Consider the following 23192-nt stretch of genomic DNA (forward strand, 5'->3'; position numbering starts at 1 on the left):
AACTTACTTATTATTTTATTTTATAATTTATATGAGGTGATTTAATTGAAAAAAGTTATATTTACAATAGCATTAATATTCATTTTTAATTTTATAATTTTTACTGGGTGCACAAATAAAAAAGATATAGGAGAAAAAAATGAAGTTTCTGAAAGTGTTACTGAAGATATTAAAGTAATAAATATAGATGCACAAGAAGCAAAAAAGGAAATAGAAAAAAATGAGGTTATTATTTTAGATGTACGATCTGAAGAAGAATATAATAGTGGACATATAGAAAATAGCATTTTAATACCTATAGATAAATTAGAAGAAGAAGCAGAAAATATATTAAATGATAAGAATAAAAAGATTCTTGTGTATTGCAGAAGTGGAAATAGAAGTAAAAAAGCATCGAATATATTATTAGAAAAGGGATACACTAACGTATATGATTTTGGTGGCATAAAAGATTGGCCATACGAGATTGTTAAATAAAACAATATAGTCCTTGAAATTATAAACTATTATGATATAATAATTATTATTAGATAATAAATTTATATTTATTAGTAAGGGGAGTTTAAGATGAATAATAGAGTGGAATTAATATATGAAAATAATGAGTATAGCGTTGCTGTTAATGGATCAGTAGTAAATATGGATAAAGATTTAGAAAATGCTTTTTCACAATTTAAAAGTGTTATAAATAATAATAAAACTGCTGAAGCAAGAGCATGGAATGATATAGTAGAAAAATTTCAAGCATTAAATAATAAAGATTTAGAAATAAATTATGAATTTAGAACAATGAGTTATGGTAATATGAAGTATTTCTATAACATGGGTAAAGTATTTTACATGGCAAATGGTTCTATGATACCACTTATTGGAGGATATGAATTATTTAAGTTTGCTTTAACTGTAGTATGTAATGGAAATATAGAAAAGGCTAATAATTTTGTGGAATTCTGCAAGGACGTAATGTTAGCAAAAGTAAATTATAGAGTTACAGAAGCAAGTATAATAGTTTCTAGTGCAAGCTTTAATTATGGTTCAGCAGAATATAATTTTAATAGTGGAAAAATAAATAAAGGAGCTTCAATAATAAGTGGAAGTTTTGAAGAATTTAAAAATTATGTTTTAGATATAATAAAACCAATGTAAAGGGTGAGAGTTATCTCATCCTTTTTATTTGTTACATTTTATATATTAATGTATAATTATTGTGTGAAAAAAATAATGATTATAGTATAGGAGTATAAAAATGACTTTAGAAAAGAAAATTACAAGACTTACAATTAGTATTTTTATTGCAGTAATATTAATTATAAGTATTTTTTCTTTAGTAGTTATAAATAATAAAGTAACTGAAGCAATAGGAAAGAGTCTTATTGATACTGCTTTTGTGGTGGCAGCCAATCCTATGATTCAAAAAGAATTAGCTGATAATGGAGATCCAACACATTTAAAAGTCCAAAACTTTGCTGAAAGAGTAAGACTTAAAACAGGATTATTATTTATAACAGTTATGAATAATGAAGGAATTAGATATTCGCATCCAATTCCCGATAATATTGGAAGAAGATTTTTAGGTGGAGATGAAAAGTTAGTTTTAAGAGAAGGAGAAACCTATGTATCTGAAGGAGAGGGGCATTTAGGCAGATCTATAAGAGGCTTTGTACCAGTACATAAAGATGGTGTACAAGTTGGGGCTGTAGCTGTAGGAATGCTAAAAAGAGATTTACGAGGGGAGGTCAAGGAATATATAAAAGGATTAATACCTGTATTTATAGGAGTTTTTGTTGTTATAATTTTTTTAGCAAAGAAGTTAGCTATTAACATAAAAGAAGATATTTATGGATTAGAGCCAGAAGAAATAGCTATTCAATTAAGAGAAAAAGAATCTATTATCAATAATATAGAAGAAGGATTAATAGCAATAAATAATTCTGGATGTATTACAGTAATAAATAACAAAGCCTTTGAAATACTTAATATAAATTCAAATGATGAAATAGATAGTAAAATAATAAATTTATTATTTGAAGTTATGTATAGAAGAAGTAGAATATTCAATAAGGAAATACGATTAGAAAATAATATAATAATAATGGGAAATTTCTACAGCATTATTGGTGAGTATGGCAAGGTTGTAGGAGCAATTGCGAGCTTTCAAGATTTTACAAAGGTTCATAATATGGCAGAAGAGTTAACAGGAGTAAAGGAGCTAACTTGGAATTTAAGAGCTCAAAATCATGAATTTATGAATAAATTACATACAATAGCAGGACTAATACAATTAGATGAAACTGATAAGGCTTTGGAGTACATTTTCCATACAACAGAAACTAGAGGAATAATAACAGATAATTTAAGTAAAATAAAAGAGCCATCAATACAAGGATTGTTATTTTCTAAATATAATAAGGCGGATGAAATGAAAATAAAATTTGAAGTTGATGAAAAATCATACTTAAAGTTTATTCCTAATAATATAAAAGTACAAGAGATATTGACTATTATAGGAAATCTCTTAGAAAACTCAATTGAAGAACTTAAATCAAGAGAAAATGGATATATATATATTGGAATCTTTCAAGAAGAAAAAATAAAAATAATAGTTAAAAATAATGGAAATAAAATCGCTGATGATACAAAAGAAGAAATATTTAAAAGGGGATTTAGTACAAAAGGAAATTTTAGAGGCCTTGGCCTATATAATATAAAGAACATTATAGAATCATTAAATGGCAGTTTAAAATTAACTTCAGATAAGATTACAACATGGGAGGTAGAAATATAGCAATGAATAAAATTAAAGTTTTTATTGTTGAAGATGACCCAATGGTAAAGGAAATAAATACAAGGTTTCTAGAAAAGCTTGAAGGTTTTATAGTTGTAGGAGATGCAAGTAGCATAGAAGAAGCAAAAATTAAAATTACTAAAGAAAAGGCTGATTTAGTTTTATTAGATATTTTTTTGCCAGATGGAAAAGGTATAGATTTATTAAAATGGATAAGAAGCAAAGAAATAAATATAGATACTATTTTAATTACCGCTGATAAATGTAAATCTTCAGTAGATGAGGCATTTAAGTATGGTGCGATTGATTATTTAATAAAACCATTTAAATTTGAGAGATTTAAGGAAGCTTTATCTAATTATAGGAATAGATTTGTTGAATTAAATAATATAGATAATATAAATCAAGATTATATAGACCAATATATATTAAATATTAATGCTAATTTTCTAGATGAAGAAATGCAAGAAAAAGAATTGTGCAAAGGTTTGAGTTTAAAAACATACAATAAAATAATCAATTATATGATCCAAAAGAATGGACAAGATTTGACTGCAGAAGAAATTGCAAAAGGAAGTGGACTAGCTAGAGTAACGGCAAGAAGATATTTAGAAAAGATGGTTGAAGAAGGTAAAGTTGAAATAAATCAGGAGTATGGGAAAATAGGTAGACCAACAAATTATTATATACTTAAAAAATAAGACCAAAAAGACCAAAATAAACAATATGACCACAATATTGATTGTTTATTAATTAACAAATATACTAATGCTGAAAATAACTTAAAGATTAAGGGGAGAATGTTAAATGAAAAAGAAGGTTTTAGCATTAGTAATGTCAGCTTTAATTTTAGTTCCAACAGCTTTAGTTGGTTGTGGTGGAAAAAAAGAAACTGCTGATATAGTTGTAATAGGAGCTGGTGGTGCAGGATTATCTGCTGCTGTACAAGCTAAACAAGATGGAGTACAAAATGTTGTTGTTTTAGAAAAGATGCCAATGGTAGGTGGAAATACAAATAGAGCTACAGGTGGATTAAATGCAGCTGAAACTGAACAACAAAAAGCAAAAGGCATAGAAGATTCAATACAAACTATGTATGATGATACTATGAAAGGTGGATATGAAAAAAACAATCCTGAATTAGTTGAAAAGTTATCAAATGAAGCTAAAGAGTCAGTTGCATGGTTAACTGATTTAGGTGCTGATTTATCAGATGTTGGTAGAATGGCAGGAGCTACAAATTATAGAACTCATAGACCAACAGGGGGAGCAGCTGTAGGAGCTCATTTAGTTGATACATTAAAGGCATCAGCTGAAAAAGAAAAAGTTGATTTAAGATTATGGAATGAAGCAAAAGAAATAGTTTTAGATAAAGATGGTAATGTTTCAGGAGTAAAGGTTACTGATAAAGAAGGAAAAGAATATACTATAAATACAAAAGCTGTAGTTATTGCAGCAGGTGGATTCTCAGCTAATCAAGAAATGGTAGTTAGTTATAAAGAAGATTTAAAAGGATTTGCAACAACTAACCATAACGGAGCTACTGGTGATGGTATAGTTCTTGGAGAAAATGTTGGTGCTGATTTAGTAGATATGAAGGAAATTCAAACTCATCCAACAGTTGTTCCAGAAAAGGCTGTAATGGTAACAGAAGCTGTAAGAGGTAATGGAGCAATTCTTATTAATAAGGATGGTAAAAGATTTACAAATGAATTATTTACAAGAGATGTAGTTTCAAAGGCTATATTAGATCAAAAAGATGGAGTAGCTTATCTTTTCTTTGATGAAGGATTAAGAAAGAGCTTAAAAGCAACTGAGGAATACTTCAATATGGGATTAGTTACAGAAGCGGATTCAGTAGAAGAACTAGCAGAAAAATTATCAATAGATAAGAATACAATGGCTGAAACAATTAATAAGTACAATGAAGCAGTTGCAGCTAAAAAAGATTCAGAATTTAATAGGGAAGACCTTCCAAGACAATTAAATGAAGGGAAAGTATATGCTATACCTGTAACTCCAGCTGTGCACCATACAATGGGTGGATTAAAGATAAATACAAATGCTGAAGTTTTAAATAAAGATGGAAATGTAATTCCTGGTTTATTTGCAGCAGGAGAAGTAACTGGTGGAGTTCATGGTGGAAATAGATTAGGTGGAAATGCATTAGCTGATATAGTTACTTTTGGTAGAACAGCAGGAAAAAATGCAGCAACATTTATTAAATAGGATTTAATTGTAGGAGGAATAAAAATGAAGAAAATAACTGCAATATTAAGCACAATAGCATTATCAGCAACTTTGTTAGTTGGCTGTGGTGGTGGAAAATACACTGATGGAACATATACAGGTGAAGGTCAAGGCGCTTCTGGAGCAATAAAGGTAGAAGTTAAAGTTGAAAAAGGAAAGATATCTGAAGTGAATTTAGTTGAACATAACGAAACTAAGACTTTAGTTGATGGTGTTAAAGATAATTTAGTTCCAGAAATAATTGAAAAGCAAAGTACTGAAGGTGTTGAAGCTATATCAGGAGCAACTAATTCATCAAAAGGTGTAATAGAAGCTGTTAATAAAGCTTTAGAATCAGCAGTAAAATAAAAATTATCCCTTAAAATTTATAAATAGACAATAGGTAGATTTTAACAAGTAAAATCTACCTATTTTTTTATTGAAGTTTAATTATCTTATATTCCATGGACTTAAAGTTTATAGAATTATGTTTGTTTATATTAATTATAGATTTATTTATTAAATCAAAACCATTTATATCAAAATTTAATTTAGCATCTATATCTTTAGTATTTTTATTTAAACATATTAAAATTGATTCATTAGGTAACTCTCTTTTAAAAATTAAAAGATTATCTTTATAATAAATAGGAGTAAATGTACCATAAATTAAAGATTTATATTTTTTTCTAAGATTTATTAATAATTTATATAAGTCTAGTAAATCATTATTTTGTTTAGAAGTGTCCCAAATCATACATTTTCTATTAAGTGGATCATCTTCTCCAGTTAATCCAATTTCATCACCATAGTAAATATAAGGTACACCTATATAGGAAAATTGAAAAACTAAGGCAAGTTTCATAGATGAAATATCAAATTGACATTCATTAATGAATCTCTTAGTGTCATGACTACCTAATAAGTTCCACATTTGACGTGATATATTATTCATATATAACATTCTATTTTCAGATAAGATATTCAAAAAATCTTCTGAATCTATTATTCCTTTAGCAAAAAAATCTACACATGCATTTTTAAAAGTGTAATTCATAATACAATCAAATTCATCACCTCTTAAAAAATTAAATCCATTATGGAATATTTCACCGATTATTATTAAATCTTTGTTTAGTGATTTAATTCCTTTTCTAAAGTTTTTCCAAAAATTATGACTAACTTCATCACTTACATCTAATCTCCAACCATCTATTCCAATTTCATTTATCCAGTACTTACCAACATTAATAAAATAATCTTGAACCTCTTCATTTGAAGTATTTAATTTTGGCATTTTTCGTATATTATTTGCAAAAGTATAGTAATTAATTTTTTCTTGATCAATAGGAAAGCTATTTATAATATACCAATCCTTATATTTTGAATTTTCACCATTTTTTATAACATCTTGAAAAGCAAAAAAGTCATCTCCTGAATGATTAAATACAGCATCAAAAATAACTTTAATACCCTTTTCATGGCATTTATCTATTAAAGATTTGGCTATTACAGTATCACCAAATGCTTCGTCGATTTCATAGTAATTGCAAGTATTATATTTATGATTAGAGCTAGATTTAAATATTGGAGTAAGGTATAGTAGATTTATTCCTAAAGATTCAATATAATCTAATTTATCTATTATCCCTTGTAAATTTCCGCCTAATACTGATTTAGAATTTATATTTTCATCTCCCCATGAAGCTGTAGTATTGGGATTATTTATATTAAGTCCTTTACAGAACCTATCAGGGAAAATTTGATATACAATAGATTCTTGTAGAGTTTTAACTTCATCATATACATCATCAGGTGAGATATAAGGAAATTGAAATGAATTTGCATCAACACATTCATAAATTGATTTTCTAAAACCTCTTTCATCTAAGATATAAATATTATTATCTTTGTCTATAAGCTCAAAAATATATTTATATCTATTTTTACTAACTGATAAATCAGCTTCATAGTATGAATAAAATTCTCCTTCAGATATTAAAGACATTTCTTTTTTTATAAAAGGATAATTTCCAAATCTATCTTTATAATAAATATAACAACTATTTAAATCATTTTTAGCAGTACGGATTCTTATAGTTAAGGTATTTGTATTTTTAGCATAAGCATATGGTACATCTGTTATATGATAAACAGCAAACTTATTCATATATATTACTCCTTCTTATTGTGTACTTTAATGAAATTATATCAAAGGATATTGATTATATTTGTATATTTATAATATAATATGTATATAATTATTATGAAATGTAATTGGGAGAGAAATTATGAATGATGGATATGAAAGCTTTGAATCAGATTTTAATATTTTTAGTAACAAGATATCTTTTTTAATAGAATCTAGAAATAAAGAAGAAATTATAAGGATAGTTAAAGAAAAGCATAAATCAGAAGTTAGTGATGATGTTGACAAAGAGCATAAAAGGGATGATTTAATAATTTGGAATGCTGTATATACTAGGGAAATTATAAAGAGTGGAATTTCTAAGAAATATCTACATCCTATTTATAATGGATTTTATAGGCAAATTAAGGAAGCAAGTAATGTAAGTTCATTGCAAGTTATTGAGATAAATATGATAAATGAATATATAGATTTACTAATAAATGATACAGAAGTTACTGATAGCTTTACTGTTAATAAGCTTTTGCAAGCTCTTCATTTAAATATAGAAAATCATACTTCATTAGAAACAATATGTAATAACTTAAATATATCAGTAGGATATGCATCAACATGTTTTAAAAAGCATAAAGGAATATCTATAATGAAATATTTAAGAGAAATAAAAGTTGAAAGAGCTAAAACTTTACTTTTAAGTACTGAAAAGAGCATATTAGAAATAAGTATATTATTAGGATTTCATGATCAAAGTCATTTCACTAATACCTTTAAAAAAATTGTAGGTATGTCACCATCAGAATTTAGAAATAAAAATTATTCAATATAATTACAATTAATTGAATTCAATTTAGTTTAATAATATAATTTAAAATAAGCATTTAAAAATAATATTAAAAAGGGGGCATAAAAATGTCGTTAGAATGGAGTTTAAAAGAAATATATCCATCATTTAATTCTAAAGAGTTTATTACAGATTTAAAAAAAGTTGATGAGGGAATAGAAGATCTTAAAAATTTTGCAAAATCTACTGATGAAAAATCAAATGATGTAGTAAAATTAGAGGAATTAATAAATAAGTTAGAGAGCATAAATTTACTTATAAATAGAATAGGTGCTTATGCAAATTTAACTTTAAGTACAGATTCAAAAAATGCAGAAGGAAGAAAGTATTTAGATGTTATAAATTCTAAATATAGTCTTTTAGCAGAGCCGCTAACAAAAATTTATAAATGGATAGCAAATATAAAAGATATAGATACTTTAGTAAATTCATCAAATTTATTAAGTAAACATAAATTTTTTATAAATGAAATTAAAGAAAAAAATAAATACATGCTAAGTGAAAAAGAAGAAGCTATAATTGCTAAAATGAGAAATACCGGTTCAGATGCATGGTCAAATTATAAGGATTATTTAATATCAACACATAAAGTTGATATTAATATTGATAATGAAGATAAGCCATTACCATTAACGGTAGTACTAAATATGGCTTATAGCCCAGATTCAGAATTAAGAAAAAAGGCATATGAAGCAGAAATTAAATCCTATGAAAAAATAGAAGAGGGAGTTGCAGCAGCTTTAAATGGAATTAAAGGAGAAGTTTTAACTACTTCTGAGCTTAAGGGATATAAATCACCTCTTCATATGACATTAGAAGAATCTAGGATGGATGAAGATATTTTAAATGCAATGCTTACTGCTATAAAAGAAAGCTTACCTGCTTTTAGAAAATATTTAAGAAGGAAAGCAGAACTTCTAGGTCATAAAAATGGATTACCATTTTATGATTTATATGCACCTGTTATAAATAAAGAAATGAAGTTTTCTTATGAAGAAGGAAAGGCCTTTGTTGAAAAGAATTTTAGAAGTTTTAGCAATAATTTAGCTGACTTTGTTATAAACGCATTTAATAACAATTGGATAGATGTTATGCCTAAAGAAGGTAAAGTTGGCGGTGCTTTCTGTGAAAGTATAAAAGCTATAAATGAAAGTAGAATATTATTAAATTATGGTAATAGCTTTAGTGATGTTGTAACTATGGCTCATGAGCTTGGACACGGATTTCATAGCCATTGCTTAAGCAGTGAAACTGCATTAAATTCAGAATACCCAATGACATTAGCTGAAACAGCATCTAATTTCTGTGAAATATTAGTAAAAAGGGGAGCTGTTAAAAGCGCAACTAAAGAAGAAGCCTTTGCTATTTTAGAAGCAGAAATATCTGATTGTAATCAAGTAATAGTTGATATATATTCAAGATTTTTATTTGAAAGTGAAGTTTTTGAAAAGAGAAAAGAAAGCTCTCTTTCAGTAGAAGAAATTAATAATGCCATGTTAAATGCACAAAAAGAAGCTTATGGAGATGGTCTTGATAATAACTTCTTGCATAAATATATGTGGACTTGGAAGCCTCATTATTATTATGCAACAGCTAACTTCTATAACTTCCCTTACGCCTTTGGAAACCTATTTGCAAAGGGTTTATATGCTGAATATTTAAAGAGAGGCGAAAGCTTCTGCAAGGAATATGAAGAATTATTAGCTGTTACAGGAAAAGAAAAAGTAGCAGATGTAACAAAAATAATGAATATAGATGTTCATGATGTGAATTTCTGGAGAAATTCTTTAAAGCTTATTGAAGAAGATATAGAAAGATTTATTTCTTTAAGTTACGAAATAAAATAAATTTAAATTTTAAGGGATATTTAAAATTTTTTAAATATCCCTTAATTTCAGTTTAATATTAAATATATATTTAATAAGAATATAAAACTAATAAATATATAGTAATTTTATTAGAATTAGTTTTTATTAGTACAGTATATTAATGTAAGTTCATTTGAACTATTTCACTCCTACTACCTATTCTTATAGGAGGTCCCCAAGTTCCATAACCAGAAGAAACTACAACATTTAAGTTGTCTTTCTTTAAATAACCATAATCAATTTCAAACATTTTATTTGTAACTAAATTTCCAGGGGTAATTTGTCCTTTATGAGTATGACCAGAAAGTTGTAAATCAATATTGGCATTTAAGCTTTCGTCTATATATTTAGGATTATGATCTATAACAATCATAGCTTTAGAGTTATCAAGATTATGTGTTAAATCTAATAATGAAGCTCTATCATTTTCTGAAAATCTATTTATTGTAATATCATCTCTACCTATTATATAAAGGCTATCATTTATTAAAATAGATTCATCTCTTAAAACTTTGACAGAGTTTTCTTCAAGAATATTTACTATTTGGTTTTCAGCTTTAGTCATTAAATCATGATTGCCAAGTACTGCATAAGTACCATATGTAGATTTAATCTTTGAAAATTCAATTCCCATATTATTAGCTAAAAATGGCTTTATATCGCTATCTATAATATCCCCAGCAATTATTACTATATCAGGATTTAAATCATTAATTTCTTTTACCATATTAGAAAGTCTTTTGTTTTTAATTATATTTCCTAAATGTATGTCAGATACCATAACTACATTTATAGGCTCTTTCAAAGCTTGTTTATCTATATCTATATCAAAAGATTTTACATAAGAACTTTTAGCATTAAAGCTTCCAACTATAGTTATTATAATAAAAATTATAGTAATTAATAGAGTTTGATAAATGTAATATTTATCAGTTAAGTTATTTGATAAGTGTGATTTACTAACTATTATATTTATGATTCCTATAATAGGAAAAGTTAATAAAGTGTACATTAATAATCCCATCCAATAGGAACCAGATAAATAAAGAAAGTTAGTTAAATTAGGAGATATAAATTTATTAAGTAACATTGAAATTACATATGATAAAGCTAAAGCCCAAAAAATAACCCAAAAAATTAATGGAGAAATTTTGAAAATATAGTTAAAGCCATTGAGCATTTTTCGACCTATATAATAATTTATTAAAAAATATAAAAGTGAAAATATAAGAAAAATAAGTATATATTTAACCTTCAATTTAATCAACTCCAAAAATAAATTTTAGATTATTATAACATAACAGTATTTTTGAACCAAACAAAATAATGAAATAGTGAAGAGTTAAAGAGTTAAGGAGATAATTCACTTACGTTGAATTATTAAAATTGAATGATTATTAAGTTTTTATATTAAGAAAAGTATTAACAAAGATGAAATTAGAAAATAAATGTATTATATGATCCTTATAAATTGGGAGTGATATAAGAATTTCTTGAACAAATAAATTTTTGTAGTGCAGAGTATTATTGTATTAGATTATAGGTTAATGTTATAATGCAGATAAAGAAATGATATGTTGAGGTGAACATTTTGAAAGAGCAAATTACAAGAAGGATATTCAATGGGTTAATATATGTGCATATACTTCATCATGGAAATATAGGTGAATTTTATGGGTCGTGGATGATAGAAGAATTGAAAGAACACGGTTATAATATTAGTCCTGGTACTTTATATCCTTTATTAAAATCAATGGTAGAAGAAAATTTAATAGAAAAAGAGGATAGAAATGTTAATGGGAAAATAAGAAAGTATTATAAAACTACACAAAAAGGAAATAAACTTTTATTTGAATTAAAAAATAATTTGAAAGAATTATTTAATGATATAGAATTGCAGTAAGTTAAGTAAATTTGATTTTACTTAACTTTTTTGTTGTATTTAGAATACCACAGGTTCGACCTGTGGTTCCGGAAAGCTTCTAGCGGTGAGTAGAAATAAAAAAACCTCCTTGTAAAATTATAGTAGGTTTGCCGACCACAACTATAATACAAGGAGGTATCCAATATGGATAATAGTAGTTTAGCACATAGTAAATGGAATTGTAAATATCATATAGTTTTTGCACCAAAGTATAGAAGACAAATAATTTATGGAAAAATAAAGATTGATATAGGAGTAATATTGAGAAAGTTATGTGAGCAAAAAGGAGTAGAAATAATAGAAGCAAATGCATGCAAAGATCATATACATATGCTTGTTAGTATACCACCCAAATTGAGTGTTTCACAATTTATGGGATATTTAAAGGGGAAAAGCTCGTTAATGATATTTGACCGACATGCAAATTTGAAATATAAATATGGAAATAGGCAGTTTTGGTGTAAGGGGTATTATGTTGATACAGTAGGAAGAAATAAAAAAGTAATTGAAGAATATATAAAAAATCAAATTCAAGAAGATTTAGTTTATGAACAAATAAGTCTAAAAGAATACATAGACCCGTTTACGGGTGAGCCGGTAAAGAAAGGCAAGTAATAAAGCCCCTTTAGGGGTAGCCAGTGAAAATATGCGGTTGGCAAACCGTTCGATGTGCGAGTAGCACAGCCAGTAACAGAGCCTTATAGGCGTAGAGCAAACCACCCGTTTTACGGGTGGTCCTGATTTGCAATAAACTGTGAAAAATGATATTATCGAATCACGATATCGAAATGCGATAATAGGGGTGAAATATTATGAGTATAATAAACAAGAGACAGAGTATAAGAAGATTTAATGAAAAAGAAGTTGAAGTTGAAAAAATAAATAAGATAATTGAAGCAGGAATGTTAGCTCTATCATCAAAAAATAAGCGGCCATGGAGATTTGTTATATTAGATTTGATAAAAGTAAGATATACTTCAATAAATGGTAATTAAAAAGGAGATTTATTATGAATATACTTAGTATAAAAGATGTTTTTTACAATATGGGTGATTTAGAAATTTTAAAAGGTATATCATTTGATATAGAAAAGGGAGATTGTATGTCTATAGTAGGTCAGTCAGGAAGTGGTAAAAGCACATTGTTAAAATTATGTGCAGATATGATTCCTATAACAAGTGGAAATATTTATTTTAATGGGAAATGCTATACAAGATATAATCCAATAGAATTAAGAAAAAAAATAAGTTATTGCTTACAGACACCAGAATTGTTTGGGAAAAGTGTTTGTGAAAATCTAGAATTCCCATTCAAAATAAGAAAAGAAAAAGTGAATAAACAAAGAATTGTAAAATTATTAGAAAGATTCAATATTGATGAAAGTTTTTTAGATAAGGATATTATTTCATTATCAGGTGGGGAAAAACAGAGAATTTCAATAATAAGAAATCTATTATATACACCAGATATTATTTTACTAGATGAGGCAACATCATCATTAGATTTAGAAAATGCAAAGATTGTTGAGGAATATGTACAGGAGTTAAATGATTTAGGAGTAACTGTGCTGTGGATTACTCATAGTATGGAGCAAAGTGAAAAAATATTTAATAAAAGAATAACTATATCTGAAGGCAAGATAAAATGTATGGAGGTTCTTAGATAATGAATACTATATCATTAATAATAGCTTCAGCTTTAATACTAATACCTATTTTTATATCATATAAAGAAGATTTAGGTTTAGAAAAAGAGATAATAGTAAGTATTTTACGAGCGATTATTCAGTTAATAATAGTAGGTTATATTTTAGAAATTATTTTTGGACTAGAAAAGTCTATTTTTATAGTGATATTAGTGTTAATTATGATAATAAATGCAGCTGTTAATATAAAGAAAAGAGGAGAGAATGTTAAATATGCTTTAATAATATCATTTTTATCAATTTTGGTTGGTACAACTATTACTATGATGGTTCTCATATTATCGGGAGCTATAAAGTTTACAGCAAATGAAGTTATACCGGTAGCTGGAATGGTAGTTAATAATTCCATGGTGGCTATTGGATTGAGTTATAGAAATTTGAACAATTCATTTAAAGCTAGAAGAACTGAAATTGAAGTGAAATTATCATTAGGTGCTGATATGAAAGATGCATCTAGTGATGTAATTAAGGAGAGCATTAAAATTTCAATCATACCTACTATTGATTCAGCAAAGACATTAGGGATTGTATCTCTTCCTGGTATGATGACAGGTTTAATACTAGCAGGTGAATCACCACTTATGGCTATAAAATTTCAAATTATGGTTACTTTTATGATTCTTTCATCAGCTTCTATATCAACTATGATGGCAACATATTTAGCATATAAGGGTTTTTATAATAAGAGGAAACAGTTAATATAAACAATAATTATTAAACTATAAATAACCAGAAAAATTAATTAGTTAAGTAGTGGACCAATTTATAAATTGTGATAAAATGAGATAAAAGTAATAAAGCTGGGAGGGGTAAGTATGACTTTAAATCAAGAACAAGCTTTAGTTGTAAATGAATTAGAAAATAACATTTTGCTTCTTGCTTCAGCTGGCACTGGAAAAACTAATACTTTATCAAGTAGAATTTCTAATATTATAAAAAGTAATAAAGCAAAAGCTTCAGAAATATTATGTATAACCTTTACTAATAAGGCTTGTGCAGAAATGAGAGAGAGAATTGAAAAAATTGTAGGGGAAGAGGCTAAAGACATTACTATAAGAACCTTTCATAGCTTTTGTTATGATTTAATAAAAAGTGATGCAAAGAAAAGGACAGATATATTTACTGATTTTATTGTTTTTGATGAAGAAGACTCTAGAGAAATAATAAAAGAATGTAATTATTACAATTATTCTGTTTTTAAATTACAACAGTTTATAGAGCTGACTAAAATAGAAAGAGCAAAACTTGATTTTTATAGTAATAATATTTTAGATGATTATAGTAAAACTATAGCAAATATATTTAAGTATAATGAAGCTAAGATAAATTCAATTTGTAGTGATAAAGGGATATTAAATAATGAAATGAAGAACTTTTTATTAGAAAAGGGGCATTTCCTAGTTAATTTATATAACTCATTACTTTATAGTAATCATGGGTTAGATTTTGTAGATTTAACTTCAAAGGCAAAAGAAATATTAAAGGATGATAAGTTAGTTTTAAGATTAACAGAAACTTATAAGTATATAAATATAGATGAAGTTCAAGATACAAGTACGCTAGAGTATTTTATAATTGAAAAGATATTTAAAGGAAATAATATTTTACTATGTGGAGATATGTTTCAAACTATTTATGGTTGGAGAGGTTCAGAGCCACAAAAAATACTAGAATTTTATAAGAAAGAGTATAATCCAAGTGAAATAGTATTTTCTAAGAATTACAGATCAACTAAGTTTATAACTAATGGGGCTTTAAGCTTTTTAAAGAATGCTTTTGAATTGCAATATAAATCATTATATAAAAATGAGATATCTTCAGAAACAAAAGATAATGGTGAAAAAATAAAGTTAAAGATGTGCAATAATTTAAGAGATGAAGCTAGATTTATATTTAATGAGGTAAAATCATTAAAAGAAAAGGGGGAAGATATATCCAAGCTTTGTATTTTAAGTAGAGATAATAATTATAATATTAAGTTGAGTAGAGAACTTGGAAGCATAATTGGATATGAAGGTTCTGATTTTGAGTTTATTTTAGTAGATCAATTTAAATTTTTTAGAAGGCAAGAAATAAAGGATATTATAGCTTTTATGAAGCTTATTGCAAATAAGTATGATAATGTAAGCTTAAAGAGAATAGTCAAAAGACTTCCAACAGGAATTGGAGAGAAGACATTTCAAGTTATTGAATCAAAAGAATATAAAGAAGTTGGAATTTCCTTATGTGATTTTATAGATTTAAATGCAAGAAATTATGGAGAAAAATACTCGCTATTAATAAATGAATTTGCGCAAGATAATATAATAGTGTTTGATGTTGAAAGTACAGGAACAGATGTAACAGAAGATGAAATAATACAAATAGCAGCAATAAAGATAAATAAATATGGAGAAGTTATCGATAGCTTTGAAAAGTTTTTGAAAAATAAGAAGTCTGTAGAATCATCATTTAAAGTACATGGATTTAGTGATGAATTTTTAAATGAAAAAGGTGAAGATAAGAAAAAAGTATTAAAAGAGTTTATAGATTTTTCAAAAGGTGCAGTTATAGTAGGCCATAATGTGCAATATGATATAAATATTTTAAATAGTGAATTATATAGAAATAACTTAGATGGAACTAAATTTAAAGCTTTTTATGATACATTAGATATATATAGGAGATTTTATACTAGCTTACCTAATTATAAATTAGAGACACTTAGTAAGATATTTGAAACAAAAAATAAACCAAGTCATGATGCTATGGATGATATATTAGCTACCAGTGATTTATTAGTGAGAGCAATAAATGAAAATTTAATTCCTACATCAATGCAGAGAATAAATTATATGTCTAAGCACTTAAAAGCATTTTCATATATTAGTGATAAACTTAATGAGTTATTTAAGGAAGCTGAACTTAAAAGACCTCAAGATATAATAGTTGATATTATAAATAAATTTAATATAAAAACATTATATTCGGGAAGAGGTATTGAAGCTATTAAAGAAGGAAGAGAAAAAATAGAAAGACTTAGGGATTTTTATGTGCTTGTAAGAGATTTAGATGATAATAAAAAAAGCAATAGAGATTTTTTATTAGATATAATTAAATTAACAGGACTTTCAAATGGAGAACTTGAAAATCTAATTATAAATAGAACTAATAAAAAAAGAATTCCAATAATAACAGTACATCAATCTAAAGGGTTAGAATTTGATAGTGTATTTATAGTAGGGCTCCAAGAAAATACATTTCCATCATATATGTCGATAAAATCAAATAACCTAGAAGAAGAAAAAAGAACATTTTATGTTGCATTAACTAGAGCTAGGAAGCATTTATATTTATTAACTCATTTACATGATGATTATAATAGAAAAAATGAAGTGAGTAGATTTTTAGGATATATAGATAAAGAGCATATAGAAATAGATAATAATTATTAAAAGATACTTATAGTCATTTTAATTAAGTTATAGTATAATAAAAAATATTATATAAGTTACAATGAAGAAAAAAGCTTTCAAGTAAGATATAAACTATTTTATATATTAATAGTTTAATTGATTAGATTATTATTTGAAGCAAATATAGTGATAGCTGTGAGGGATAAAAATATGAAGTATGATTTAAATGTATATGAATTAGGGCAATTATTAAGTAATATTACAAAGGAATATAATACAGAATTGCTTTCTAAAATAAAATTAAGTGGTGGATGGATGACTATGACGGGTAAAGTATCAGTAGTATCAGTACCAGAAGATAAAGTAGTTTTAAAAGGAAACAATATAATAACGCTAAATATAAGAGATAATGAATGTGAAGGAAGCTTAATAAAAATTACAGGAGCTAAAGATAGTAAATTCAATATTGATATAGCACCAACTAAATATAAGGAATTTGGAGCTACTGGATTAAATTTAAATAAAGTGAAAATAAACGAAAATGAATGTAAGCTTAGAATTGGTGAGGATATGATTTTCACTATTAGAAATGCTTCAGTTAAAAATATATCAAATATAATCGATAATATGTAATTTTTAAGGGAAAATCTATATGGTTTTTCCTTTTTTATTTTATAGATAATTATTTTGTTACGTTTAATTGACTATTGATTATTGACATTAAAAATAAAAATTTAAAAAGGAAATAAACTATATGGACATGCCATTATGAGAATTGTATAATATATAAAGTTAAATATAGAAGAAGGTAATTTAAATGGAAATAAATAATATACTTCAAGTAGCAGCTTATGCAGGCAAAATAATGTTAGAAAGTGGAGCAGAAGCTTATAGAGTAGAGGAAACTATGAATAGAATTTGCAATTCATTAGGAATAGAAGTAGCAAATAGCTATGCTACTCCAACTGTAATTATAGCATCTGCTTCATATCAAGGTGAAATAAAATCACTTGTAGTAAGAATTTCAAGTAGATCAGTAGATTTGCAAAGAATTCATAAGGTAAATGATTTAGCTAGAAATATAGTGAAAAATAAATTAACAGTAGAAGAGTTAAACGATAATTTAAAAGAAATAGAAGAAGAAAGAAGATATTCAAATACAATAACTATATTTTTTTCAGCAGTAGGTGCCTTTGGATTTGTTTTTTTATTTGGAGGATCTTTAAGAGACGCAATTGCAGCATTTTTAATAGGAATAGTAGTTAAGTATTTTTCAATAAAAGGCGAGAATATAGGATTAAATTCATTTTTTAATACTAGTATTTGTGCAGGGATTTTAGCCTTTTTAGCAATTATATCTATAAAGATTGGACTAGCTTTTGATATGGATAAAGTTATAATTGGTTCAATAATGCTTTTAGTTCCAGGTCTTGCAATTACAAATGCAATAAGAGATACAGTTGCAGGTGATTTAGTATCTGGGCTTGCAAGGGGAGCAGAAGCATTTTTAACAGCTATAGCAGTTGCTGTTGGAACAGGTGTAGTTTTAAGTTTTTGGATTGGATCATTTGGAGGAATATAAATATGATTATTGAAGTTCTATCAGCATTTATAGCATCATTTGCATTTGGAATAGTTTTTAATATTAAAGGTAAAAATTTATTTTTTTCAGCTTTATGTGGTGCATTAGGATGGTTTATATATAAATTTTCGTTAAGGATTGGAAGCTCTGACACAACAGCTTTATTTCTTGCTTCTGTTGGTTTAAGCGTATATTCAGAAGTTTTTGCAAGGATATTAAAAACTCCAGTAACGACATTTGTAATAACTGCTTTAATACCTTTAGTTCCAGGTGGAGGAATGTATTATACAATGGTTGAAGCAATTACAGGAGATGTTATGAAGTCATTAGAAATAGGAATAAATACATTAGCTTCTGCAGGGGTACTAGCACTTGGCATAATATTAGTTTCAACAATAACTAAGACTTTAATAAAATATAATTCAAGTAAAAAAATAAAAAGTGAAAGCAAATGTAACTCTTTGAATAGTTAATGAATAAAACCTAGAAAAATACAGATAATATTATCATAGTCAGAAGTTATATTTTTAATTTGACTATGACTATGGGGCGTTGCAGGACAAAATGTAACGCCTTTTGACTTTTTCTCAATAAAAACATATAATAATTATTAGCAAGAATGTATGTTTGTAGGGAGGAATAAAAATTTGACTAAAGAAAAAGACCTAAAGAAATCTTTTGAGAAAACTATGAAAAAACATAAAGGTAATAAAAAAGCACAATTTATAACTATTATTGTATTTGGTATAATTACTGTAATATCTTTATATTTTGGAAAAGATTTAAAAGATTCCAATATAGGAACTCCAAGTGGTAAATTAGAAATATCATATTTAGATGTTGGACAAGGTGATGCAGCTTATATTAGAGTAAATGATTTTGATATTTTAGTAGATGCTGGTCCAAGAAGTGATGCAGATAAATTAATGAAACAATTAGAAGAAAAAAATATAGATGATTTTGAAATTGTTATTGCAACTCATCCACATGAAGATCATATTGGTGGAATGGTGAAAGTTTTTGAAAAGTATGATGTTGAAAGTTTTTATATGCCAAAAGTTACACATACAACGAAAACTTTTGAAAATATGATAAATGCAGTGAGTAAAGAAGGCTTAAAAGCTAAAGTAATAAAAGAAGGTACAAGTTTTGACTTAGGAAATGGAGCAAAGATAGAGGTTTATTCTCCAATTTATGAATCATATGAAGAATTTAATGATTATTCACCTATAATGAAATTAACCTTTGGAAATACTAGTTATATGTTCACAGGTGATGCAGAAGCTCATGCAGAGCAAGAAGTTGTAGCTAAATATCCTAAAAATTTAGATGCTGATGTATTAAAATTTGGTCACCATGGCTCCAGTACATCATCAACTAAGGAATTTGTCGAGGCAGTTTCACCAGAGTATGGAGTAATTAGTTGCGGTGTAGATAATAAATATGGGCATCCACATAGAGAAACATTACAAACTATAGATACTCAAGGAATAAAAGCTTATAGAACAGATAAGCAAGGGCAAATAACAATTACGTCTGATGGAAACACTATTAGTGTAAGAACTGAAAAATAGCACAAAGAGATATGAATTAAATTAATTCATATCTCTTTTTTTATTCTGAAATAGTAAAATCACTTAAATTTTCATTTGAAGTTTCTTTATCCTTTAAAATCTTGTCAACTAATATAGCTATTGCTCCATCACCAGTAACATTAGTTGCAGTTCCAAAGCTATCTTGAGCAGCATGAAGTGCAATCATAATTGGCTTTTCAAGTGTTCCAAAGCCAAGCATTGATTCTAAAATTCCTAATGCAGCCATAACTCCACCACCAGGAACACCAGGGGCAGCAACCATAGTAACTCCAAGCATAAATATAAATGGAAGCATTAATGAAAATGTAGGTATTCTACCAGTCATATACATTACAGCCATAGATGTTAATACAAGAGTTATAGTATCTCCTGCTAAATGTATAGTAGCAGATAGAGGGATAACAAAATCAGTTACTTCTTCGCTAACATCATTATTATTTACACATTCTATTGTTACAGGAATTGTAGCAGAAGAGGATTGAGTTCCAGCTGCTGTTAAATAAGCAGGTAGCATATTTTTAAGAAGCTTTAATGGATTTTCTTTCTTTATACTACTAGCAAATGAATATTGAATTATTATATAAATTCCTTGAAGAGCAAATAAAATTATATAAACTAAAGCAAAGCTTTTTAATGTACTAAATATTTCACCACTAAAACTAAGTTTAGAAAATATTGCACCAACATAAATAGGAACTATAGGTATAAGCATATTAGAAATAATCTTAGTTACTATTGAGCTAAATTCATTAAATATATTTAATATGCTACTATTTTTTATTTTTGATAAGCTTATTCCCATAATAAAAGAAAAAACTAAAGCAGACATTACAGACATTATAGGTGGAATATCAATACTAAAAAATGTGGTTATTTGATTACTTGATTCTATTACTAAAGAATTTGATTTTAAAAATTTAGGCAATAAATATGAGCCTGCGGAAAATGCTAAAAAACCAGAGCAAAGAGTAGAAATATACGCTACTATTGTTGTAATTAATAAGCCTTTTCCTGATTTATTTCCAAGTGATGAAATTCCAGGAACAATGAATCCAATCATAATTAATGGAATAATAAAAGATAAAAAACTTCCAAATAATTCACTAAATGTTGCTAAAAGCCTAATTGGAAAATCTAAATTAAGACTTTTGCATATTATCCCCAAAGTTATACCAAGTACTAGTGCTATAAATATTTTTAAAATTAAAGATGTATTTTTCACGATAAAGCCCCCTTTAATAAATGTATATGTATGAAGTACATCTGTATATGAATTAACTACATAATACAACTTGAATGACTTAAAGTCAAGAAAAAATATTAATGATATCTATAAATGTATTAATATTTTCAAATGGGAAAACCTAAATAAATATAATGTATTTAATGGAAAATACAATATTATTTAGGAGGGAGAAAGCTATGAGCATATTGGACGTATTTAGAAAACCTTCAAAATATGAAGGAAGATTAGATGAAGCAATAGATATATTAAGTGATATTTGCAAGGCAATAAAAGACTATAGTAAGGAAGATGATTTACTTGAAAGTTATCATTATTTAAGAAAGGATATTTATAATATAAATTTAGCAAGATTAGAGCTAGAAAATTCTTTGCTTAGAAATAATTTAAGCAGAGATGAAGATTATGAAGAATTATGTTATGAGCATAAATATAAATTATCAACAGTAAAAAGTGAAATGGAAACATCAATTATTGAAGCTTTATCTGCAATTAATTTATTAATAAAAAATTATAAGAAATTATATAAAAATTGTGATAAGCAAACTCAAAAAAGATTAATAGAAGGATATAATAATTGCTTAAAGTATTTAAATAAAGCAAAAAAAATATTGCTTGATAAGGATTCTGTAAGTAGATATATAACAGATAGGGAGGGAAAATTACAAGAAGAAATAGAAATTAAATTAAGAAATGAATATAATATTAAAGTTGATAACAGTGTTAACGGATTAATATTAAAACTAGATAAATGTAATAGTGGGATACTATCAGACTTATCGCAAATGGTGACTTTAGTTGGTGAAAGGAAGATAGAAAATGTATCTATGATATTAAAAAAGCTTAGTAAAAGAGTAGAGTTTATAGAAATAGTTATAAATGTTATAAAAAATAAAAATTCAATAGAAAACAAAAACGATATTATGAAAAATTTAAATTTTATAGAAAACGAAAATAATGAAATTAAGTTTAATATAGATTTAATAAGGTATAATTCCAAAAAGATATTGATGGACATACAGCTAAATAATCCTATAGATGCTGATGACTTTAAAGAAGCAATAGATAAAGTTAAGGAAAATTGTGAAGAAATAAAAGAAAATATATTTAAAATAAATAGTAAGTTAAAAGAAAATTATCATAAAGATAAAAATGAATGTTTAAATATAGAAGATAGAAAATATAATGCTTTTTGCATAGATTCATATATACGATATTATTACTATGATAAAGAAGATATTGAAAGAGAATGGGATAATTATGAGGAAATTATAAATGGAATTGATGAAATGGGTGCTTTTGAGCAAGATGGATATTGTTTTAGATATACTAAAAATGGAATGATTTTAGGTATTAAAACAAAAGAAGATGTCATGTTTGAATTTTTAGATAATTGTAAAGACGTCAGAATTAATGGAAAGAAGAAATATTTAAATTTAAATAAAAGATTTGAAGTAGATAAATTAATGAATTATACAAGAATTACTACAACTGTTACTGAATTAAATGACTACATAATGTGTGTATTTTATATAGATAATACAAATGCATATATATTTGTTAGAGAACTAGAAAAGGTTAAATCTATACAAGAAAATAAAAGAAAGGATATTTAAGAAGCAAGTTCAGACTTGAAAAGAAAATAGGCAATTTCGTGTAATTTTTTATTCTTTCAATTAATAAATAGAAGGGTATAAGAGAGAATAGATAATTCTGTGTAATTATTATTTTTATTGTTTTAATATTACTGGAAATTTTCATTTCCAGTAATATTTTTTTATATTTAAGAAATACTAATAATGTTTCTTATTACCTTTTTTAGTATTTCAAAAAAATCAAATAGTATGCATATAATTTATAAAAAGTACAAGCTTCT

22 protein-coding genes are annotated in these 23192 nt (G+C 26.2%); 19 read left to right on the forward strand and 3 right to left on the reverse strand.

The window, feature by feature from the left end:
* The first annotated feature begins 45 nt into the window (after nt 1–45).
* The 6 genes from CSBG_RS06635 to CSBG_RS06660 all read left to right on the forward strand — a co-directional run bounded on the left by CSBG_RS06635 (nt 46) and on the right by CSBG_RS06660 (nt 5383).
* Nucleotides 46–477 carry a rhodanese-like domain-containing protein gene (locus CSBG_RS06635; RefSeq protein WP_008678157.1) on the forward strand — a complete coding sequence of 144 codons (432 nt, stop codon included), beginning with the start codon at nt 46–48 and terminating at the stop codon, nt 475–477.
* A 90-nt stretch (nt 478–567) separates the two neighbouring features.
* A complete protein-coding gene (locus tag CSBG_RS06640) occupies nt 568–1146 on the forward strand; it encodes a hypothetical protein (protein ID WP_008678159.1) in 579 nt (192 codons plus the stop codon).
* A 100-nt stretch (nt 1147–1246) separates the two neighbouring features.
* Nucleotides 1247–2785 (forward strand): sensor histidine kinase, encoded by a 1539-nt coding sequence (locus tag CSBG_RS06645; RefSeq protein WP_008678160.1) that lies wholly within the window; start codon nt 1247–1249, stop codon nt 2783–2785.
* A 2-nt stretch (nt 2786–2787) separates the two neighbouring features.
* Entirely contained in the window at nt 2788–3486 is a 699-nt protein-coding gene (locus tag CSBG_RS06650; protein ID WP_008678162.1) for a response regulator, read from the forward strand.
* Between the two features lie 106 nt (nt 3487–3592).
* Nucleotides 3593–5014: a flavocytochrome c gene (locus tag CSBG_RS06655; RefSeq protein WP_035285119.1), complete on the forward strand. Its 1422-nt coding sequence runs from the start codon at nt 3593–3595 to the stop codon at nt 5012–5014.
* 24 nt (nt 5015–5038) lie between these two features.
* Nucleotides 5039–5383 carry an FMN-binding protein gene (locus CSBG_RS06660; RefSeq protein ID WP_035285121.1) on the forward strand — a complete coding sequence of 115 codons (345 nt, stop codon included), beginning with the start codon at nt 5039–5041 and terminating at the stop codon, nt 5381–5383.
* A 67-nt stretch (nt 5384–5450) separates the two neighbouring features.
* Here CSBG_RS06660 and CSBG_RS06665 read toward each other — a convergent pair whose 3' ends face one another.
* Nucleotides 5451–7184 carry a glycoside hydrolase family 13 protein gene (locus CSBG_RS06665; protein ID WP_008678164.1) on the reverse strand — a complete coding sequence of 578 codons (1734 nt, stop codon included), beginning with the start codon at nt 7182–7184 and terminating at the stop codon, nt 5451–5453.
* Between the two features lie 121 nt (nt 7185–7305).
* On the opposite strand from CSBG_RS06665, the gene CSBG_RS06670 reads away from it, so the two are divergent.
* Together CSBG_RS06670 and CSBG_RS06675 are read left to right on the forward strand one after the other, a co-directional pair.
* A complete protein-coding gene (locus CSBG_RS06670) occupies nt 7306–7989 on the forward strand; it encodes an AraC family transcriptional regulator (RefSeq protein WP_008678167.1) in 684 nt (227 codons plus the stop codon).
* 83 nt (nt 7990–8072) lie between these two features.
* Complete coding sequence (locus CSBG_RS06675; RefSeq protein ID WP_008678169.1) at nt 8073–9851, forward strand: M3 family oligoendopeptidase; 1779 nt, start codon at nt 8073–8075, stop codon at nt 9849–9851.
* Between the two features lie 139 nt (nt 9852–9990).
* Here the strand turns inward: CSBG_RS06675 and CSBG_RS06680 are convergent, their stop codons facing one another.
* The gene (locus CSBG_RS06680) at nt 9991–10962 is read right to left on the reverse strand and encodes a metallophosphoesterase (RefSeq protein ID WP_235840834.1); all 972 of its coding nucleotides are present in this window, start codon (nt 10960–10962) and stop codon (nt 9991–9993) included.
* 501 nt (nt 10963–11463) lie between these two features.
* Here CSBG_RS06680 and CSBG_RS06685 point away from each other — a divergent pair.
* The 10 genes from CSBG_RS06685 to CSBG_RS06730 all read left to right on the forward strand — a co-directional run bounded on the left by CSBG_RS06685 (nt 11464) and on the right by CSBG_RS06730 (nt 20052).
* Complete coding sequence (locus CSBG_RS06685; protein WP_008678173.1) at nt 11464–11775, forward strand: PadR family transcriptional regulator; 312 nt, start codon at nt 11464–11466, stop codon at nt 11773–11775.
* 165 nt (nt 11776–11940) lie between these two features.
* A complete protein-coding gene (gene tnpA, locus CSBG_RS06690; RefSeq protein ID WP_008678175.1) occupies nt 11941–12411 on the forward strand; it encodes an IS200/IS605 family transposase in 471 nt (156 codons plus the stop codon).
* 197 nt (nt 12412–12608) lie between these two features.
* Complete coding sequence (locus CSBG_RS06695; RefSeq protein ID WP_008678177.1) at nt 12609–12791, forward strand: nitroreductase family protein; 183 nt, start codon at nt 12609–12611, stop codon at nt 12789–12791.
* Nucleotides 12792–12805: 14 nt separating this feature from the next.
* Entirely contained in the window at nt 12806–13462 is a 657-nt protein-coding gene (locus tag CSBG_RS06700) for an ATP-binding cassette domain-containing protein (RefSeq protein ID WP_008678179.1), read from the forward strand.
* Nucleotides 13462–14205: an iron export ABC transporter permease subunit FetB gene (gene fetB / locus CSBG_RS06705; RefSeq protein WP_008678180.1), complete on the forward strand. Its 744-nt coding sequence runs from the start codon at nt 13462–13464 to the stop codon at nt 14203–14205. The genes CSBG_RS06700 and fetB overlap by 1 nt, the downstream gene beginning before the upstream one ends.
* Nucleotides 14206–14316: 111 nt before the next feature.
* A complete protein-coding gene (locus tag CSBG_RS06710) occupies nt 14317–16935 on the forward strand; it encodes a 3'-5' exonuclease (protein WP_008678181.1) in 2619 nt (872 codons plus the stop codon).
* 171 nt (nt 16936–17106) lie between these two features.
* Nucleotides 17107–17529 (forward strand): hypothetical protein, encoded by a 423-nt coding sequence (locus tag CSBG_RS06715; protein WP_008678182.1) that lies wholly within the window; start codon nt 17107–17109, stop codon nt 17527–17529.
* A gap of 184 nt (nt 17530–17713) precedes the next feature.
* Nucleotides 17714–18478: a threonine/serine exporter family protein gene (locus tag CSBG_RS06720; RefSeq protein ID WP_008678183.1), complete on the forward strand. Its 765-nt coding sequence runs from the start codon at nt 17714–17716 to the stop codon at nt 18476–18478.
* Between the two features lie 2 nt (nt 18479–18480).
* The gene (locus tag CSBG_RS06725) at nt 18481–18951 is read left to right on the forward strand and encodes a threonine/serine exporter family protein (protein ID WP_008678184.1); all 471 of its coding nucleotides are present in this window, start codon (nt 18481–18483) and stop codon (nt 18949–18951) included.
* Between the two features lie 216 nt (nt 18952–19167).
* Nucleotides 19168–20052 (forward strand): ComEC/Rec2 family competence protein, encoded by an 885-nt coding sequence (locus CSBG_RS06730; RefSeq protein ID WP_051005309.1) that lies wholly within the window; start codon nt 19168–19170, stop codon nt 20050–20052.
* A 40-nt stretch (nt 20053–20092) separates the two neighbouring features.
* On the opposite strand, the gene CSBG_RS06735 is transcribed toward CSBG_RS06730, so the two are convergent.
* Nucleotides 20093–21295, reverse strand: coding sequence for a dicarboxylate/amino acid:cation symporter (locus CSBG_RS06735; protein WP_008678186.1), 1203 nt, complete (start codon nt 21293–21295; stop codon nt 20093–20095).
* A 200-nt stretch (nt 21296–21495) separates the two neighbouring features.
* On the opposite strand from CSBG_RS06735, the gene CSBG_RS06740 reads away from it, so the two are divergent.
* On the forward strand, nt 21496–22932 hold the full coding sequence (locus tag CSBG_RS06740) for a hypothetical protein (protein WP_008678187.1): 1437 nt from the start codon (nt 21496–21498) through the stop codon (nt 22930–22932).
* Nucleotides 22933–23192 lie beyond the last annotated feature (260 nt).

Origin of the sequence: Clostridium sp. 7_2_43FAA, from assembly GCF_000158375.2 — a bacterium.
In the GTDB taxonomy this organism is placed as follows: domain Bacteria; phylum Bacillota; class Clostridia; order Clostridiales; family Clostridiaceae; genus Clostridium; species Clostridium tertium.

What these genes read in the sequence shown, in the direction of transcription:
- CSBG_RS06640 (WP_008678159.1), top strand. Translation starts at nt 568, where the DNA reads ATGAATAATAGAGTGGAATTAATATATGAAAATAATGAGTATAGCGTT.
- CSBG_RS06645 (WP_008678160.1), top strand. Translation starts at nt 1,247, where the DNA reads ATGACTTTAGAAAAGAAAATTACAAGACTTACAATTAGTATTTTTATT.
- CSBG_RS06650 (WP_008678162.1), top strand. Translation starts at nt 2,788, where the DNA reads ATGAATAAAATTAAAGTTTTTATTGTTGAAGATGACCCAATGGTAAAG.
- CSBG_RS06655 (WP_035285119.1), top strand. Translation starts at nt 3,593, where the DNA reads ATGAAAAAGAAGGTTTTAGCATTAGTAATGTCAGCTTTAATTTTAGTT.
- CSBG_RS06660 (WP_035285121.1), top strand. Translation starts at nt 5,039, where the DNA reads ATGAAGAAAATAACTGCAATATTAAGCACAATAGCATTATCAGCAACT.
- CSBG_RS06665 (WP_008678164.1), bottom strand. Translation starts at nt 7,184, where the DNA reads ATGAATAAGTTTGCTGTTTATCATATAACAGATGTACCATATGCTTAT.
- CSBG_RS06670 (WP_008678167.1), top strand. Translation starts at nt 7,306, where the DNA reads ATGAATGATGGATATGAAAGCTTTGAATCAGATTTTAATATTTTTAGT.
- CSBG_RS06675 (WP_008678169.1), top strand. Translation starts at nt 8,073, where the DNA reads ATGTCGTTAGAATGGAGTTTAAAAGAAATATATCCATCATTTAATTCT.
- CSBG_RS06680 (WP_235840834.1), bottom strand. Translation starts at nt 10,962, where the DNA reads ATGTTACTTAATAAATTTATATCTCCTAATTTAACTAACTTTCTTTAT.
- tnpA (WP_008678175.1), top strand. Translation starts at nt 11,941, where the DNA reads ATGGATAATAGTAGTTTAGCACATAGTAAATGGAATTGTAAATATCAT.
- CSBG_RS06695 (WP_008678177.1), top strand. Translation starts at nt 12,609, where the DNA reads ATGAGTATAATAAACAAGAGACAGAGTATAAGAAGATTTAATGAAAAA.
- CSBG_RS06700 (WP_008678179.1), top strand. Translation starts at nt 12,806, where the DNA reads ATGAATATACTTAGTATAAAAGATGTTTTTTACAATATGGGTGATTTA.
- fetB (WP_008678180.1), top strand. Translation starts at nt 13,462, where the DNA reads ATGAATACTATATCATTAATAATAGCTTCAGCTTTAATACTAATACCT.
- CSBG_RS06710 (WP_008678181.1), top strand. Translation starts at nt 14,317, where the DNA reads ATGACTTTAAATCAAGAACAAGCTTTAGTTGTAAATGAATTAGAAAAT.
- CSBG_RS06715 (WP_008678182.1), top strand. Translation starts at nt 17,107, where the DNA reads ATGAAGTATGATTTAAATGTATATGAATTAGGGCAATTATTAAGTAAT.
- CSBG_RS06720 (WP_008678183.1), top strand. Translation starts at nt 17,714, where the DNA reads ATGGAAATAAATAATATACTTCAAGTAGCAGCTTATGCAGGCAAAATA.
- CSBG_RS06725 (WP_008678184.1), top strand. Translation starts at nt 18,481, where the DNA reads ATGATTATTGAAGTTCTATCAGCATTTATAGCATCATTTGCATTTGGA.
- CSBG_RS06730 (WP_051005309.1), top strand. Translation starts at nt 19,168, where the DNA reads ATGAAAAAACATAAAGGTAATAAAAAAGCACAATTTATAACTATTATT.
- CSBG_RS06740 (WP_008678187.1), top strand. Translation starts at nt 21,496, where the DNA reads ATGAGCATATTGGACGTATTTAGAAAACCTTCAAAATATGAAGGAAGA.